Origin of the sequence: Candidatus Solincola tengchongensis, from assembly GCF_015711935.1 — a bacterium.
Classification (GTDB): domain Bacteria; phylum Actinomycetota; class Geothermincolia; order Geothermincolales; family RBG-13-55-18; genus Solincola_A; species Solincola_A tengchongensis.
The window spans coordinates 20,687-37,122 of sequence record NZ_JACVJJ010000051.1; the positions used below are offsets into that span (position 1 = coordinate 20,687).

At 65.6% G+C, this 16,436-nt stretch carries 14 protein-coding genes and 1 pseudogene; 1 reads left to right on the forward strand and 14 read right to left on the reverse strand.

Annotated elements, in window-relative coordinates:
- Positions 1 to 174: 174 nt before the first annotated feature.
- Complete coding sequence (locus tag H7007_RS04295) at positions 175 to 837, forward strand: AF_1327 family membrane protein (protein WP_287153335.1); 663 nt, start codon at positions 175 to 177, stop codon at positions 835 to 837.
- Between the two features lie 157 nt (positions 838 to 994).
- Here the strand turns inward: H7007_RS04295 and H7007_RS04300 are convergent, their stop codons facing one another.
- From H7007_RS04300 to H7007_RS04365, 14 genes and pseudogenes are all read right to left on the reverse strand, one after another.
- Positions 995 to 2,728 carry a bifunctional lysylphosphatidylglycerol flippase/synthetase MprF gene (locus tag H7007_RS04300; RefSeq protein WP_287153337.1) on the reverse strand — a complete coding sequence of 578 codons (1,734 nt, stop codon included), beginning with the start codon at positions 2,726 to 2,728 and terminating at the stop codon, positions 995 to 997.
- A 652-nt stretch (positions 2,729 to 3,380) separates the two neighbouring features.
- The gene (locus H7007_RS13675) at positions 3,381 to 3,860 is read right to left on the reverse strand and encodes a 4Fe-4S dicluster domain-containing protein (protein ID WP_287153339.1); all 480 of its coding nucleotides are present in this window, start codon (positions 3,858 to 3,860) and stop codon (positions 3,381 to 3,383) included.
- Positions 3,861 to 3,863: 3 nt separating this feature from the next.
- Positions 3,864 to 5,696: an aldehyde ferredoxin oxidoreductase family protein gene (locus H7007_RS04310; protein ID WP_287153340.1), complete on the reverse strand. Its 1,833-nt coding sequence runs from the start codon at positions 5,694 to 5,696 to the stop codon at positions 3,864 to 3,866.
- Between the two features lie 16 nt (positions 5,697 to 5,712).
- Complete coding sequence (locus H7007_RS04315) at positions 5,713 to 5,988, reverse strand: MoaD/ThiS family protein (RefSeq protein WP_287153343.1); 276 nt, start codon at positions 5,986 to 5,988, stop codon at positions 5,713 to 5,715.
- Positions 5,989 to 6,035: 47 nt separating this feature from the next.
- Positions 6,036 to 7,145 carry a 4Fe-4S binding protein gene (locus H7007_RS04320; RefSeq protein ID WP_287153345.1) on the reverse strand — a complete coding sequence of 370 codons (1,110 nt, stop codon included), beginning with the start codon at positions 7,143 to 7,145 and terminating at the stop codon, positions 6,036 to 6,038.
- Between the two features lie 18 nt (positions 7,146 to 7,163).
- Positions 7,164 to 7,667: an FAD-dependent oxidoreductase gene (locus H7007_RS04325; RefSeq protein ID WP_287153346.1), complete on the reverse strand. Its 504-nt coding sequence runs from the start codon at positions 7,665 to 7,667 to the stop codon at positions 7,164 to 7,166.
- Positions 7,664 to 8,017, reverse strand: a pseudogene (locus H7007_RS04330) (hydrogenase iron-sulfur subunit); the annotation flags it as partial. The gene H7007_RS04325 and the pseudogene H7007_RS04330, both read right to left, overlap by 4 nt.
- A 12-nt stretch (positions 8,018 to 8,029) precedes the next feature.
- Positions 8,030 to 10,102 (reverse strand): CoB--CoM heterodisulfide reductase iron-sulfur subunit A family protein, encoded by a 2,073-nt coding sequence (locus H7007_RS04335; protein WP_287153348.1) that lies wholly within the window; start codon positions 10,100 to 10,102, stop codon positions 8,030 to 8,032.
- Between the two features lie 52 nt (positions 10,103 to 10,154).
- Positions 10,155 to 11,000, reverse strand: coding sequence for a 4Fe-4S binding protein (locus H7007_RS04340; protein WP_287153350.1), 846 nt, complete (start codon positions 10,998 to 11,000; stop codon positions 10,155 to 10,157).
- A gap of 7 nt (positions 11,001 to 11,007) precedes the next feature.
- Positions 11,008 to 13,107 (reverse strand): formate dehydrogenase subunit alpha, encoded by a 2,100-nt coding sequence (gene fdhF, locus H7007_RS04345; protein WP_502754845.1) that lies wholly within the window; start codon positions 13,105 to 13,107, stop codon positions 11,008 to 11,010.
- Positions 13,049 to 13,924: a 4Fe-4S dicluster domain-containing protein gene (locus H7007_RS04350; protein WP_287153354.1), complete on the reverse strand. Its 876-nt coding sequence runs from the start codon at positions 13,922 to 13,924 to the stop codon at positions 13,049 to 13,051. Before H7007_RS04350 ends, fdhF begins: the two co-directional genes overlap by 59 nt.
- Before the next feature lie 34 nt (positions 13,925 to 13,958).
- Entirely contained in the window at positions 13,959 to 14,411 is a 453-nt protein-coding gene (locus tag H7007_RS04355) for a hydrogenase iron-sulfur subunit (protein ID WP_287153356.1), read from the reverse strand.
- 3 nt (positions 14,412 to 14,414) lie between these two features.
- Positions 14,415 to 15,020, reverse strand: coding sequence for a 4Fe-4S dicluster domain-containing protein (locus H7007_RS04360; protein WP_287153358.1), 606 nt, complete (start codon positions 15,018 to 15,020; stop codon positions 14,415 to 14,417).
- Positions 15,021 to 15,065: 45 nt separating this feature from the next.
- Positions 15,066 to 16,250, reverse strand: coding sequence for a hypothetical protein (locus H7007_RS04365; protein WP_287153359.1), 1,185 nt, complete (start codon positions 16,248 to 16,250; stop codon positions 15,066 to 15,068).
- Between the last annotated feature and the right edge of the window lie 186 nt (positions 16,251 to 16,436).

Genomic DNA, 16,436 nt, shown 5'->3' on the forward strand with positions numbered 1-16,436 from the left:
ACGCCGGGGTACGGAAGGGTGAGGCGAACCCCCGCGAAGATACCGGCGAGCGTCCTCTGGAGTCGGGGAAGGAAGCCGGGGGCCGGAAGGGAAGGGCGAAACCGCGCTACGGAGAAATGAATAGGTGGAAAAAGGCGGTAGCTCAAAGGCCTAGTGGACAATCGGGAGGGAGCCATGTATCCGGAACTCACCGATGCTTCGCGGAGGGCGCTGGAGGGTCTGCGGGATCTGCACACCCTGAAATGGTACGCCGTTCCCCTCTTGGCGCTGGTGGCCTATGTCTATGCCCGTCAGGTCCTGCGCTCGCGGGAGACGGGGAACTGGGACCCCCTCCTGGCGGCCCTGGTGGTCTTCGGCTGTGACTTCTTCAACGAGACCTGGAACGGGTGGGTGTTCCACTTCACCAAGCGCTCCGCGGTGTGGACCACGCCCGGGGACACCGCCTTCCGGATGACCATAGGCTGGAACCTGGAGATCATCTTCACCTTCCTCCTCCTGGGGCTGGTGTACTACCACTCCCTTCTCCCGGACCGGGAGAGGAAGATACTGGGAATTCCCAACCGCTGGTTCTTCGCCCTCTTCTTCGCCGCCTTCTGCGTCTTCATAGAGGTGCTCCTCAACCTGGGGGACCTGCTGGTATGGGAGTATCCCTGGTGGAACCGCAGCTTCGCCGGCATCTGGCTCATCTTCCTCCTGGGCTACTTCTACTGGTTCGCGGCCGTCAACCTCATGCTGGACATGAAGTCGCTGAGGAACAAGCTGCTCTTCATGGGCGGGATCTACGCCGTCCCCGTGGTAATGAACCTCATAGCCCTGGGGGCCGGGTTCCGTTATTAGGCATGAACACGCTCCCCTCTCCCCGTGATCGAGTCCCACCGAGGCTCATGGACATGGGAGAGGGGGTCTCCATAGCGAGAGAGGCGGGGATACACCCGAGGGAGACGGGAACGTCAACCCTCACCGGCTAGTGGGAGAGGCTCGGGAAGGACCTCGCTCATCGCATCCGGCCTTCGACGACTCGCCGCATAGGCTTTCTCGCCCGTCTGGCTAGTCGATGGAAGGACTCGGCGCGTATGGCGGCCAGCCCCACACGAGGCAGATCGAGGTAGCTCTCGAATAAGAGGTAGCGCGGCTGCCAGCGGGGTTGGAACTTGCGGTCGTACTCGTAAAGGGACATCACCGGGAGGACGAGGTCCGCCAGGCGGCACAACCCCCGCACCACGGAGCTGCCACCTCCCTCGCGGTCCTTACGGTAATGGGTGGAGAAAGCGGCGAAGTGCAGGGAGAGAAGGCGGTAGCCCCGCTCCTTGAGAAAGAGGGCCGTTTTGGCGAAGATGAAATCGTTGAGGCCGTTGGGGGCGTTGCGGTCGATGCGGGTGATGTCCAGCGAGTATCCCAAACGTGGATATATGGGGACCAGGTAAGCGAAGCCTATGGGCCTCTCGTCCCGGTCGTAAGCCACGGCCAGAAGGCAATCGGGATCCTCGGAATGCAGCAGCCTTCCCAAGCCCATGGAGAACCCGGTCTCGGGGTTGTTTCCCCGCCAGGATCTGGATATGTCCTGCAGCTCGTGCCTCAAGTGGGAGGGGATACCGGCGTTGAACATGAACTCCATACGGGTTCCCATCCTCTCCCACTTGCGGACCGCGTGGCGCAGCGACTTGTGCTTCCTGCCCTCTAAGGTAAAATCTCCCAATTCAACCACGGCTTCCTCGCCGTAACACAGACTTCTCAGCCCCATGCCCTCGTACACCTCCAGGTGTCCGGGGCCGGCCCCCAGGCAGGCCAGGCGCCATCCCCTGGAGAAGCAGAAGTTCCGGAAACGGACCATTGTCTCCGCGGCGCTTCCCGGCTGACCCACCGGATCCCCCGTCACCAGGACCGTCCCACCCCAGCAGCGGTAGGCCAGAAAAGACCTCCCGTCAAGGAAGAAGAGATTCTTGTCCTTCCGCAGGTTGAAATAGGCGATGCCGTCCGACCCGTATCGTTCCACCAGCCGGCGCGCTCTCCTCCACTCTTCCTCCGAAGGAGGCGACGGTTCCCCGTGGGGCCGAAAGAGGAGCGCCGCGCACCACAGGAACCCGATATAGAAGAGAGTGGTGGATAGACGTCCCAGAAGGGCCGCCCCGCCGCGCGCGCCGGTCTGAAAGCCGGCCGAAACCGTTCCGGCGAGGTAGCGGAAGAAGGCGGAAACGTTCCCCTGCAGGTTCGGATCCCGCCGCAGTATCCAGAAACCGGCCCCCACCAGGATCAGGAAGGCGGCCAGGAAGAGGGGGGCCAATGTTCTCAACCGGCGGGAGGCTCTGGAATCGGGTTCGACGATGAATTCCCCGCGGAAGGCCCAGAGTGGGGGGAGGAAGGCCAGGGTCAGAAAGGGTACCATCACCTGACGGTGGAAAGCGAAGGAGAAGGCGGCTTTCAACAGCAGCCATCCCATTAAGACATAACGGGCGGCCTTCTTCTTCAGCCATATCTGATAGGCCAGGAAAAGGAACCAGAGCCCCGACAGAAGCAGGAAAGGCCGTGAGGGAGCGCCTAAAGGAATGGCAAATATTCCCAGTCTTCCAACCAGGCCCCGAAGGTTGTCGCTCAGGAACGCGGCCACGTTCAGGGTTCCAGCGCAGGTCAGAAGCGCCGAGAGGACGGCGACCATGGGCCCGCGCACCCACAGCGCCTGGATCTCCTCACCGGTCTCCTCAAGATAAGCCAGCTCTCTCCCTCTGACCATGTCCTGCCCCGCTTCACCGCCGTCGCGACTCGCTCCCGGAAGAGGCGCCTAGACCCTCTCATCGAGGCGAGATCCACATGCCTCATCAAATATCTACCGCTTAATCCATCCCACTTCCTCTATTCAATACGACCCGATTCATGATATCACTCCGCCAACCATGAGATCAGGGGGTGCTCGACCTTTTTCAACCCGAAAAGCGCCTGTTGAAACGGCAGAGCATCTCTCGGAACCGAGGGCACATGGGCCACCCCTTTCTGGACCCGCCTGGTCCGCCCTCTCTGCCTGTGCGGACAGGTTGACTCACGCCTTTCCGGCCGTCGGGACATCCCTGATGAGCAAAGCATGTCCAGGACTCGGCGCTCAAAAACCCACACCCTAGGAAACCCGCCTCGGGATCACCATGACCCCGAACCCTCGAGAGAAGCGCAGCCAGCGGCAGCGAGCATCGCCTGAGGCCAAAATCCGGGCCGGTCAGGGACATGCTTTTATTTCGATGAACCCGTGCGGCGAGGCGGAGCGAAATACCTCAAAACCGTTGAAACATCGTGACCAAGGACAACCCGGAGAAGATGCTGCGGACCGGTCCGCCCTCTCAGGGCTCGCCCGGAGCGCGGATCGGCGGCAGTGGATGGGGCGCCTCATGCCCCGCCTACTCCAGTTCCTCGATGATGCGCAGGAAGGCCTTCTTCCCGGCCTCAAGCCCCACCTGGTCCAGGGTGGTGTACTCCAGGGCCTGGAAGGGACAGAGTTCCACGCACTTGGGCTGGTCCAGGTCGGCGCAGAAGTCGCAGGCGAAGACGCATTTGCGGTCCCAGTCCAGCTTAAGGGCCCCGAAGTTGCAGGCCTCGATGCACCAACCGCACCCGTTGCATTTGTCCTTCTCGATACGGATCGACCCGTCGGGCTGCTCCAGGATGGCCTCCCGCGGGCAGGCCTTGACGCACAGGGGCGTCTCGCACTTGCGGCAGGCGATGGCGATGTCGAAGGTGGGCTCGATGCGGATGTGGCGGATGCGCGCCTTGTTCCAGTTGATGGTCCTCTCCTTGAAGACCGAGCACACGTACTCGCAGATCTCGCAGCCGGTGCACTTGTCCGTGTCGCAGACGATGATCCTCTTGGCCTCTTCCACGGCTCACACCCCCAGGGTAGTGTCCAGGCCCAGCTCCTCCAGCTTGGCCTTGGTGGGAATGCCCTCCTCGTTCCATCCCCGGCACTCGTAATAGCCGGAGAGGGCCTCCTCGTACTCCGCGCGGTCTATTATGGCCCCGTTGTTCACGTCGTCATACATCTTCTCCTCGAAGGCCCGCGGCGGCGGGTAGTCGTCCTTGCGCGAGGCGCCGAAGCGCACGTTGAACAGCTTGGCCATGTTGTGGATGCGCTCCCCGGCCTTGATCATCTCCTCGGCGTCCATGTCGAACCCGGTCACCAGGCGGATGACCTTGGCCAGCTCGTCGTTGTCCTTGTAGATGCCCCGGGTGAACTTGCAGATGATCAGGGAGTCGATGATGGCGTAGAGGTTCTCACCGTCGAAGACGATCTTGCCGCGGGAGCGGTCCAGGTGATAGCGGTCCACCTGCCCCTTGACGTCCACCTGGTAGGAGCCGGAGCGCAGGTAGCAGGCGCCGCGCAAACTGGTAGCGAAGCCCAGGGTGGCCGTCTGCAGGGAGCGCAGGGAGTAGGCTCCCCACTCCAACTTCTTGTTCACCATGGCGAACTTGTGGGAGTCCTTGCCCACCTTCTCCGCGGCGCGGGCCGCCCCGTCGGCCAGGAGCTCCCCCAGCCTCCCCTCGCGCAGGCAGAGGCGTCGCACCGCCTCCACCATGGCCTCGCCGTTGCCGAAGCGGAGGTCCAGCCCGTCCACGTCCTCGCCGGTCAAGAGCCCCTTCTCGTAGGCCTCCATGGCCCAGCTCACGGTGACTCCGGCGGATATGGTGTCCACCCCCAGGGTGTCGCAGAGCTCCACCGCCTTGGTGATGGCGTTTAGGTCCGCCACCCCGCAGTTGGGGCCCAATAGCTCCAGGGACTCGTAGTCCATGGAGGCCACCGTCCCCGCCCAGGGCCCTTCCTTCACCAGGTTGATGTGGTCGCAGGCGATGGGACAGGCGGGGCAGGCCACGATCTTCTTGACCATGGTCTTGAGCATGGTCTCCCCGGATACGGCCTCCGCCTGCTCGAAGGTGCCCTTCTGGAAATTATAGGAAGGGAGGCATCCCAGTCGGTTGTGCACCAGGACGTTGGCCGGAGTCCCCAGGATGCGGTACTTCTCGGTGGCCGGGCCGCGGCACCTCTGGTAGAGGTCGCGGCAGTACTCCAGCAGCTCCTCCAGATGGGCCACCTCCACGTTCCCCGTGCCCCGCACGGCTATGGCCTTGAGGTTCTTGGAGCCCATCACCGCCCCCATCCCCGAGCGGCCCACCTGCCGGTTGCGGTCGTTGGTGATGTTGGCCAGGCAGGAGAGGAGCTCCCCGGCGGGCCCTATGGCGGACACGCGCACCTCGTCGTCGCGAAGCTCCTCCCTGATCAGCTCCTCCGTCTCCCAGGTGGTCTTCCCCCACAGCCGGGAGGCGTCGCGCAGCTCCACCTTGTCGTTCTGGACCAGCACGTAGGTGGGGCGGGACGCCTTGCCGGTGATCACTATGCCGTCCCAGCCCGCCGCCTTGAGCTCGGAACCCACGCCACCGGAGGCGATACCGAAGCCGATGAAGCCGGTGGCCGGGGAGCGGGCGCCCACGATGTACTTGGAGGACACCGGGACCAGGGTCCCGGCCACCGGCCCCGTCCACAGGCAGAGGACGTTCTCCGGCGAGAGGGGGTCGGCGCCGTCGGGGACCTCGTTGTACAGGGTCCAGGCCACGAGGCCGTATCCCCCGATGAAGGCCCGGGCCACCTCCTCCGGCAGCCTCTCCCTTTTGATCTCGCCCGTTCCAAGGTCTATCCTGAGGTATTTTCCGGCGTATCCCTTCATCTACCATCCCTCCTCGTCATCCGCCTCCGATGAGCAGGGCGAAGGCCACCCGGTCCCCCGGCTCCACGGATGTGCTTCCCAGTTTCTCCGCCTCCACGATCCTGCTGTTGAGTATATAGGTGGTGTTCCTCCTGCGCGCCCTCTCCCCGAAGGAGGGCCCCAGGCGCGTCTCCAGCCTCGAGATCAGCTCTTCGAAGGTCACGGGCTCCTCGAGGTCCAGTTGGTAATTCTTTCCATATTCCCGGAAGGGCCCGAAGAACTCCACCGTGATCCCCTCTTTCCGAGTCTCCATCGGTAGCGCCTCCCCAAGCCCTCACGCGGCTTTGCCCGCCGCCCGTATCATGCATCAGAACAGGACTCCGTTCCTTTACCGGAGAGGATGATGCCCACCTTGGCCGCGGCGGCGCTGCCGTGGGTCACGCAGTCCGGTATGTCCTTGGGTCCCTGGCACACGCCGGCGATGAAGACGCCCTCGCGCGGCGTCTCGCACAACCCGTCCACTGGGTGGGCCTCGCGGATGAAGCCGTAACCGTCACGGGGCAGGCCCAGCAACCCCCGCAAGCTCCTGCCCGCCGGCGATGGCTGCAGCCCGCAGGCCAGGACCACCAAATCGACCTCTTTCCTCTCTATCCTCCCCGTTTCCGGGTCCTCGTACACTATGATCGGGTCGTTGCGGGTACGGTTCTCGTAGACCGTGGGGATGCTCCGGATGAAGCGCATCCCCTCCTCCACCGAGCGCCGGTAGAGCTCCTCGAAGCCCTTGCCGCAGGCCCGCAGGTCGTTGTAGAAGACCAGGACCTCCGCACCGGGCGCGTGTTCCATCACCAGGCGGCCGCCCTTCACAGCGGCCATGCAGCAGAAGAAGGAGCACCAGGGGTTGTGGTTGACGTCCCGCGAGCCCACGCACTGCACGAAGGCCACGGAGCGGATGTGCTTCCCGTCCGGACGTACCAGCTCCCCCTCCGTGGGGCCGGCGGCGTTGCATATCCTCTCGAATTCCATGTTGGTGACCACGTTCTCCTGGCGGCCGTAACCGTAGCGGGGGATGGCCGAGGGGTCGAAGACCTGGCCTCCCGTGGCCACCACTATGGCCCCGACTTCCAACTTCTCCTCGTAGGGCTCCTGGGAGAGGTCGATGGCGTCCAGCCCGCAGGCCTGCATGCACAGCCCGCACTCCACGCACCTCTCCCGGTCGATCACGTATTTCATGGGTGCGGCCTGGGCGAACATGGCGTAGATGGCTTTGCGCGGCTTGAGGTTCATGTCCCACTCGTGGGGCACCACGATGGGGCACACGTCCACGCAGGCCCCGCAGCCGTTGCACCTCTCGATGTCCACGTACCAGGGGTTCCGGCGCAGGGTGACCGTGAAGTTGCCGGCCTCCCCGTCCACGCCGATGACCTCGGTATTGGTCACCAATGTTATGTTCTCGTGCTTAGCTGCCTCCACCAGCTTGGGACCCAGTATTCATATGGAGCAGTCCATGGTGGGGAAGGTCTTGTCCAAGGCGGCCATGATGCCCCCGATGGAGGGGTCCTTGTCCACCAGGTAGACGGGGTAACCCTGCTCGGCGGTGTCCAGGGCCGCGTAGACCCCCGCAACCCCACCTCCCACCACCAGCACCTCCCTGCGGGGAGGGGGGAGCAGGACCCGGCCGGTGGGCATCAGGGTCATCTCCTCGTGGATGCGCACGGCGAGGTCCTTGGGGTCTTCCGTCCCCTCGTAGGAGAGGAACCCGGCCTCCCCGGGCAGCGCTCCCCGGAAGACCTCCTTTCCCAGCCCCCGTTTGCAGACCAGGGCCACCCTTTCCTCGCCGGCGCACCTCTCCCGGAGAAGCGCCTGTCCCCGCGGGCTGCACCATTCCTCGCCGAGGACCACATCGTAACCCGTTTCCCGCAGGTGGTCCCCCAGCGCCCGGAGGTCCTCCAGCCTCTCCCGCGGGGTGGTGCAGACGAAGACCATGGGGCTCATCCTCTCACCCCCTTTCTCGCCTCCTCGAGCTGCTCGCACATCTCGCGCATCACCTTCTGGAAAATATTACCTTCAGCCGAGGATATCCACTCCAAGCGCAGGCGCTCCGGGTCTATCCCCTTCTCCGGTAGGACCTTCTCCTTGAGCTTCTTGATCATCTCCTCGCACTGCAGGTTGCCGTTTATGTACCGGCAGTCCCCGGGCGGATGGCATCCGCCCACCAGGACCAGCCCGGCGCCTTTCTCGAAGGCGTGGAGTATCATCTCCTGGCTGATCCTCCCGGTGCACATCACCCGGACGATCCTCGCCTTGGTCGGGTACTGAAGCCTGCTGACACCTGCCAGGTCTGCTGCCCCGTACGTTCACCAGTGACATACCAGGGCAAGCACCTTGCCCCCGGGGTCCTCCTCCAGGGCCGCGTCGATCTGGGAGAATATCTCCGGGTCGCTGAAGCCCCGGGCCTCGATGGCCTTCTGTTTGCAGCGCGCGGCGCAGATGCCGCACCCCTTACAGGAAGCCTCGATGACCCGCGCGCGTTTCCTCTTCTTTCCATCCACCTCCACCTCGTCGACGACGATGGCGGAGAACGGGCATCGCTTGAAGCACACCAGGCAGCCGTTGCACCTCTCGGGGTTCACGTGGGCGATGATGGCGTCCAGCCGCATCTCCTCCTTGCCCAGGATGCCCAGGCACTTGGCCGCCGCGGCGCTCCCCTGCAGGAGGCAGTCCCCCAGGTCCTTGGGGAACTGGCAGGAGCCCGCCAGCATGACCCCGGTGATGGCCGTCTCCAGGGGCCGCAGCTTGGGGTGAGCCTCCATGAGGAACCCGTCGGCGCTGGAGGGGACCTTGAGCATGTCCTGCAGGCGCTGCACGCTGTCACGCCGGACCATCCCCGTGGCTAGCACCACCATGTCCACCTCCTGGCGGACGGGACGGCGCATTACCTCGTCGTAGGCGTGGATGACCAGGCCGCCCTCCCCGGGCACCACCTCCCGCACCGGCGCGCGCAGGAAGATGACCCCCTGGTCGCGGGCCAGGCGGTAGAGGTCCTCGTGGTCCTTCTTGTAGGCCCGGATGTCCCGGTGGTAGACGTAGATGCGCACCGAGGGGTAGAGGGCCTTCAGGATGAGGGCCTGCTTGATGGTGTTCATGCAGCAGATGCGCGAGCACCAGGCGTTGCCCTCCGGGTCCCGGGAACCAACGCACTGGATGAAGGCCAGGCTCTCCGGGAGACGGCCGTCGCTGCGGCGCAGGGGCTTGCCGCCCGTGGGGCCCAGCGGGTGGAGCATGCGCTCCATCTCCAGGGAGGTGAAGACGTCGCTCTTCCCGTCGTAGGACCAGGGGTTCTCCTCCGGTGGCCGGTAGGGCTGAGCGCCCACGGCTAGGACCACCGCCCCCACCTCCACCGTCTCCTCCCCGCCCTCCATCCCCAGGTCCACAGCGGAGCGGGGACAGGCCTCCGCGCAGGCCCCGCAGCGCGTGCAGGCCTCCTCGTCGACGCAGTAGAGGTAGGGGGCGGCCTGCGGGTGGGGCAGGTAGATGGCCTTCCTTTCCGCCATACCGACCTGGAAGGGATCGGGGACGGCCACCGGGCAGGCCTCCGCGCAGGCCCCGCAGGCGTCGCAGGACTCGCCGACGTAGCGGGGCCGCCGGGCCAGCCGCACCTGGAAGTTGCCCACGTAACCGGAGATGGATTCCACCTCCGTGAGGGTGAAGACTCTGATCAGCGGGTGGTTGAGCACCTTCATGGCCAGGGGCGATACCAGGCAGGACATGCGCTCCATGTGGTCGAAGGTGCGCAGGAGCTGCGCGGCCCTTCCTCCCAGGAAGGGTTCCCTCTCCACCAGGAAGACGGGGTATCCGGCGTCGGCCATGTCCAGCGCCGCCTGCATACCGGCCATCCCGCCCCCGATGACCAGGGCGGCGCGCTTGACCGGCACGTAGCGGTCGTGCAGGGCGTGGGCGTGCCGCACCTTGGCCACCGCCATCTTCACCTGCTCCATGGCCTTCCGGGTGGCTCCCTCGGGATCGTCCCGGTGCACCCAGGAGCAGTGTTCCCGGATGTTGGCCATCATCATGAGGTAGGGATTGAGCCCCGCTTCCTGGCACACGTTCATGAAGGTGGGCCCGTGCATCTTGACCGAGCAGGCGGCCACCACCACGCGGTTTAAGCCGTAGGCGGCGATGTCCTCCTTGATCTGTATCTGGCCCGGGTCGGCGCAGGAGTACATGTTCTCCCGGGCCACCACCACGTCGGGCAGGGTGGCGGCGTACTCCGCCACCGCCGCGCAGTCCACCACCTGGGCGATGTTCAGCCCGCAGTGGCAGACGTACACGCCGATACGCAGTTCCTCCTCCGACTCCTCCGTCTCGGGTTCAGGCCCCGCTTCCGCAATCTCCGGAAGGGATTCCTCAGCCCGGGCATTCTCTTCCATATCCTTCCACCTTCCTCGCCTCTCACTCCCCGGCTCGCTTCCCGCGTGAAAGTCACAGACGGGATTTCCTGAGCATCTCCACCAGCTGGTAAAGGCTCCCCTCGTTGTGCATCAGGAAGCGCGCGTTCTCCGAGAGGAGGCGGTCCACGGCCCGGCTCCACACCGCCGAATATCCGTCCTCTTCCGACCTCAGCCGCAATCGGGTCAGGTCGATGGCCCCGTGGGGACAGGCCACCAGGCAGGCCCCGCAGGCGATGCAGTGGCGAGAGTCCACCCTCACCCCTCGCTCCTCGAGCGGCGTATAGCTGCGGGTGGGACAGGCACGCACGCAGAGGTCGCACCCCGGCGGGCACTTCTCCACCTCCACCTCGATGGTGCCCTCGAAGAGCCTGGTCACCCGGATGGCGCCCTCGATGGGACAGGCGTCCGCGCAGTGGGCGCACGAGAGGCACCTCCCGCGGTCGAGGACCACGCCGGAGGCCTCTACCCGTAGCGCCTCCCGGGGACATGCCTTTACGCAGAGGTCGCACCCCGGCGGGCACAGGGAGGCATCGAGCTCCATGCCGCGGGAGAAGTGCGGGATGCCGCCCACGTCAAGGATGGGCCGCACCTCCTCCTCCGTGCCCTTCCATGTATTGCGGTAGACCATGGACACCGCGTTGACCGGGCAGAAGGCGGTGCACAGGCCGCAGAAGGAGCAGGCCTCCTCGTCAACCTCGGGGACGGCGCGTGATGCCTCCACCTTGAGGGTTATGGCCTCCTTGGGGCAGGCCTGGCGGCAGAGCTCACACCCGATGCAGGTCCGCTTGTCGAAGGTCAGGACGTATTCCTCGACCCAGAGGGCCTGGCGGATGCGGATGGCGTCCTCGTCCTCCCGCTTGGTCTTGGTCCTTCTCAAGGAGAGCCTACCTCCTTGTGGTAACTTTTTCCAATTTCACGGCGCACACCTTGAACTCCGGTATCTTGGACACCGGGTCGCGAGCCGGGTTGGTCAGGGCGTTGGCCGCGCTCTCCCGGAAGTTGAAGGGTATGAAGACCACGCCCGGGGGGACCATCTCCGTGACTCGGGTCCTTATCTTGACCTCCCCGCGGCGCGAACTGACGCTGACCAGCTCGTGGTCCTCCACCCCCAAACGCTCCGCGTCCCGGGGGTTGAGGTCCACGGCACCGAAGGACATCTCCCGGTTGAGGGTGGGGCTCCTGCGGGTCATGGTCCCGGTGTGGTAATGGAAGTGCACCCTGCCGGTGGTCAGGTAGAGGGGGTATTCCTCGTCCGCCACCTCCAGGGGAGGTTTCCAGGTCACCGGGGTGAAGAGCCCCTTCCCCCTGGCGAACCCCTCCCGGTGCAGGAATTCCGTGCCCGGATGTTCTTCCGTGGGGCAGGGCCACTGCAGGTAACCGTTCTCTTCCAGGCGACGGTAGCTCATGCCCGCGTAGGAAGGGGTCAGGCGGGTTATCTCCTCGAAGATCTCCTCCGCACCGCGGTAGGCGAAACCGCCGGCACCCATGATCCGCGCCAGGTCGCAGACGATCTCCCAGTCGGCCCGGGAGTGGCCCACCGGGTCTATGGCCCGGTGCACCCTCTGCACCCGGCGGTCGGTGGCGGTGAAGGTCCCGTCCTTCTCGGCGAAGCTGCAGGCCGGGAAGACCACAGTGGCCAGCTCCGCGGTCTCGTTGAGGAAGATGTCCTGGACCACCAGAAGGTCCAGGTTGGCCAGGGCTTCCCGCACATGGTTGATGTCCGGGTCGGAGAGCATGGGGTTCTCCCCCATGATGTACATGGCCCTTATCTCCCCCTCCGCGGCGGCGTCTATCATCTCCACAACGGTGAGGCCCGGTTCCTCCGGCAGGAGCGCCCCCCATGCCTCCTCGAACTTGGCCCGCGCCGCGGGGTCGTCCACCCTCTGGTAGCCGGTGTACACGTCCGGCAGGCCGCCCATGTCGCAGGCGCCCTGCACGTTGTTCTGGCCCCGCAGGGGGTTGATGCCGCTGCCCCGCTTGCCCACCTGCCCGCAGAGCATGGCCAGGTTGGCCAGGGTGAGCACGTTGTCCGTCCCCGTGACGTGCTCGGTGATGCCCATGGCGTAGACGATGGAGGAGTTGGGCGAGAGGGCGTAGGTGCGGGCGGCGATGCGCAGGAGCCCGGGCTCCACCCCGGTGATCTCCCGCACCCTCTCCGGGGTGTACTCCGCCACCCTGGCCCGGAGAGCCTCGAAGTTCTCGGTCCGGGAGCGGATGAACTCCCTGTCGTGCCACCCCTCCTGGATGATGACGTTCATCATCCCGTTCACCAGGGCCACGTCGGTCCCCAGGCGCGGCTGGATGTAGAGGTCGGCGTAGTTGGCCAGGTGGATGCGCCGGGGGTCCACGACGATGATGTAGGCTCCCCTCTCCCGGGCGTTGATGATCCGCGAGGCGATCATGGGGTGGTTCTCGGTGGTGTTGGAGCCGATGACCAGGATGCACGAGGCCTCATCCAGCTCGGGGACGGAATTGGTCATGGCCCCGCTCCCGAAAGCGTAGGCCAGGCCGGCCACCGTCGGCGCGTGGCAGAGCCGGGCGCAGTGGTCGATGTTGTTGGTCCCCACCACGCTCCGGGCGAACTTCATGAACACGTAGTTCTCCTCGTTGGTGCACTTGGCGGAGGAGAGGAAGGCGATGGAACGGGGCCCGTAGCGGTCCCGTATGGCCTTCAACCTCTCGGCCACGAAGTAGAGGGCGGTGTCCCAGTCGGTGGGCTCCAGGTTGGCACCTCTCTTCCACAAAGGACGGGCAAGGCGGGCCTCGCTCTCCACGAACTCGTGCGCCGACCAGCCCTTGATGCAAAGAGAACCCCGGCTGATGGGATGGCTGGGTGACGGCAGGGTACCCGCCAGGTGGCCCTCCATGACCTCCAGGTAGAGGCCGCAGCCGCAGCCGCAGTAGGGGCATACCGAGGGCACCGCCTTATAGTCCAACCCAGCCCACCTCCCGGGCGACGGCCTCCATGAACCTCGCCACCTCATCCTCCCCTTCCGTTGCGAAAGGCCCTTCCTCGAGGTCGGTGAGGAGGGGGGACTTCTCGCCCGCGTCCCTCCCGGCCCGGTAGTCGAAGAGCCGCTTCATCTCCTCCCCGATCAGGCGGTGCAGCCGCCGGATGGGGATGTGCATGGGGCAGGCCCTCTCGCAGGCCCCGCAGTCCACGCACTTGTCCGCCAGGTGAAAAGCCCGGATGAGGTGGAAGGAGGGATACTCGGGGGGTATCTCTCCTACCCGCACCCAGCGGGACTCCTCCAGGCGGCAGTCCACGCAGTTGCACAGGGGGCAGCTGTTGCGGCAGCCGTAGCACTTTATGCAGCGGCTCAACACCTCCGTCCAGTAACGGCGGCGCTCGGAGACCTTCATCCCCAGGAGCTCCTCCAGCTCGCGGCGGTCAAAGAAATCCGCATCCGCCAGGGGGTGTCCGGCGTCCACCCGGTTCGGATAAGGGCGCGAGCACCCGCACTCACGGGCCTCCTCCTCTGTGCAGGCCACGCCGATGAGAGCCACTCTCCTCGTGTCCAGCGCGTTCTTCTTCTCCAGCTCGACGAAGTGCCTCTCGTCGCACCCCCGGGAAACGACCGCCAGCCTTCCGCCCTCCCACTTTTCCAGGAGGCGCAGGGCCACCTTGGCCAGGGGATATATCCCGGAGAGGCTCAGGTCCTCCAGCTCCTCAGGCCGGGAAAAGAGGTAGGGGAGCACCTGGCCACGCCCACCCCGCAGGCCCAGGACCGCGCGGGCCTCGCCCGACAGGAGCATTGAGCGGGCCCGCTCCCTGGCTTGCTCTTCCCGCCTTTCCTCCATCCTCGGAAACCCCCGTACTCGAACCGCCTCGGACTCAGCCCAGGTACCTGAAGGAGCCCAGCTCCCCCAGCTCGCTGACGTACTCGGATATGGAAGCGCGTACCAGCTCTTCGTCGAAGGGCGGGGCCAACATCAAGCGCAGCCTCTCCGGATAGATCCCCAGAAGGGAGAGCATGTTCCGGAGGAGGGCGAATCTCTTGAGCGCCCGGTGGTTGCCGGTGAGGTGGTGGCATTCTCCAAGCTCGCATCCCAGGACGAGCAACCCGTCGTAGCCCTCGGAGAAGGCCTTGGCCACGAACTCGGCCTCGATCCTCGCCGTGCAGTCCACCCTCACCAGGAGGGCCTTCTCCGCCGCCCTCTCGGGAAGCATGGCCCGCACCCGTTCGGCGTCCGGGAAACACCAGCGGCAGTGGAACACGGCCAGGGAGGGGAGGTAATCCGGTCCTCCCTCCCGGAACCCCTCGCCCAGCCGCTCGTAGATCCTCACCGCTTAACCTCCGCTCAAATAGTCCAGGATCTCCGGGTCGTTGAGCACCGCCTGCTGCGCCGCCCCGTTGGTGCAGACCGCGGAGCAACCTCCGCATCCCCGGCATTCGGAGGGGTCCACTCTGGCCACCAGGCCGCGCGGGCCGCCCTCAACCAGGGATACGGCCCCGTGGGGGCAGGCGCTCACGCATGCTCCGCAGTGGATGCACATCCGTTCGTTGACCCTGGCCGCTACGGGATTGGGGATGCCCTCCTGGAGGGCCAGGTGGCGCAGGGCCCTTATCACCTCCGAGATGCTCACCCCCTGGGGACAGCTCTCCTCGCAGCGCCGGCACCCGGAACACATCCAGATGAAGCGGCTGCGCAGGAGTTCCCCGGGTTCCCCCAGGATGGTCAGGTAGAGTACGGCCCTGGGCGTCAGGGGTTCCTCGTGGGAATGGAAAAGGGCCGCCTTGCACACGGAACTGCACCTGGCGCAACCGAAGCAGTCGTTGAGGTCCAGCTCAAATCTGGAAGCTGCTACCAGTTCGGAAGCGAAGTCCCCGGGAGAGAGGCGGAACTCCTCCTCGTCGGAGGCGATCAGGCTTTCCTCATCCTTGAAATGCTCCATTCCGGACCATTTATAGCACAGGGAGGAGCGGTTAACAATGTCCGTTCACCGAAGAAGCGGCCCGTTCCGAGCGGCCCAGGGGAAGGCCCTTTCCGCCGTCTTGAGGGACCCCGGGATATACGCTCCGGTAACCGCTCGAGCCCCCTCGCTCGCTTGTCGGCTGCTCCTCACCAGGTCCAGGAAAGCCTCCAGACGCACCTCCATCCCCGCCGCCGAGGTGTGCTCGTCGATGCAGAGCGAAAGGTAGGGAAGGCGCTTTTCAGCGGGGATGCCCGGGATGACGGCGCGGCAGACGTTCTCCGGCATGCAGGTGAGGGGATAGGCGTGGATGACCCCGTGGAACCCCTCACGGGCGGCGGTGAGGATGCCGGCCAGGGTCATGTGCTCCTCCCCGCCCAGCACGTAGGGCAGGTAAGGCCGGGCGCGCCGGCGGGCCACGTAGCCGGTGAACTGGATACGGGGGTCCAGCCAGAGGGGCCCCAGGAGCCAGCGGTAAGTGGAGAGCACGGGCTGCACCTCCGCACGGTGCACGCTGCCCAGCCTTCTCACCAGGTCGTGGTTCAGGGCCGGCTCGAGGAGGACGTAGAGCTCGCCCACAAGCCTGAGACGCAGGGGTTCGAACCCCCTATCTATGGACAGGGTACGCACCTCAAGGCGGAAGAGGCGGCGCAGCTCCCGTACCCGCCTCAGGGTGTCGGCCCCGTCGAGCTCCGCCAGGACACGGTCGCACAGGGCGTCGGCGCTTCCGGAGACCTCTTCCCGGGGGCGCGCCCAGCGGACCCACCTCTCCACCTCCTCCACCGCCGCCGCCTTGGCCCGGAACATGGCCAGCGCCGCGGGCACCCTGCGGAGGGCCTCCGGGCCCAGGAAGCGGCGCAGCGCCTCCAATACCTCGCCCACGTTCTCGCGGCTGATGATGAGGGATTGAAAACGGTACCCGAGATCCCTCAGGATCATGTGCTGCACCCTACCGTAATGGCCGAACCGGCAGGCCCACATACCGCCGACCATGGCCAGGAGCTCCGCCCCCCGCTCCAGAGCGTCCATGCAGTCCCCCAGGGTCACCTTGAAGGGCAAGCAGGCGGATTCCGGGGCGTGGCGCGCGCCCACGGAGACGGTCCTGCGGTTCGGCCTCTCCGGAACCACCGCCTCGGCGCCCAGGCTCTCCAGCAAGGCCCGGAGGGGTATGTACGCGTTTCCCATGTGGGGAAAGGCCACCTTGACGCTCATGGCAGAGCCTCACCTCACCTGTGCTTCCATGCCGCGCATAAAGCGGCTGAGCGGCGGGATGGCGCGAGGGAAAACCATTGCCCACCCCCAACAATCGCTCTCCACCTCGGACCAAGAAAGTGCAAGCGGGCAATGCATCCCCTTAACACTCGCCCCGAAGACGGGCGTGTGATCATGAAAGGTGCG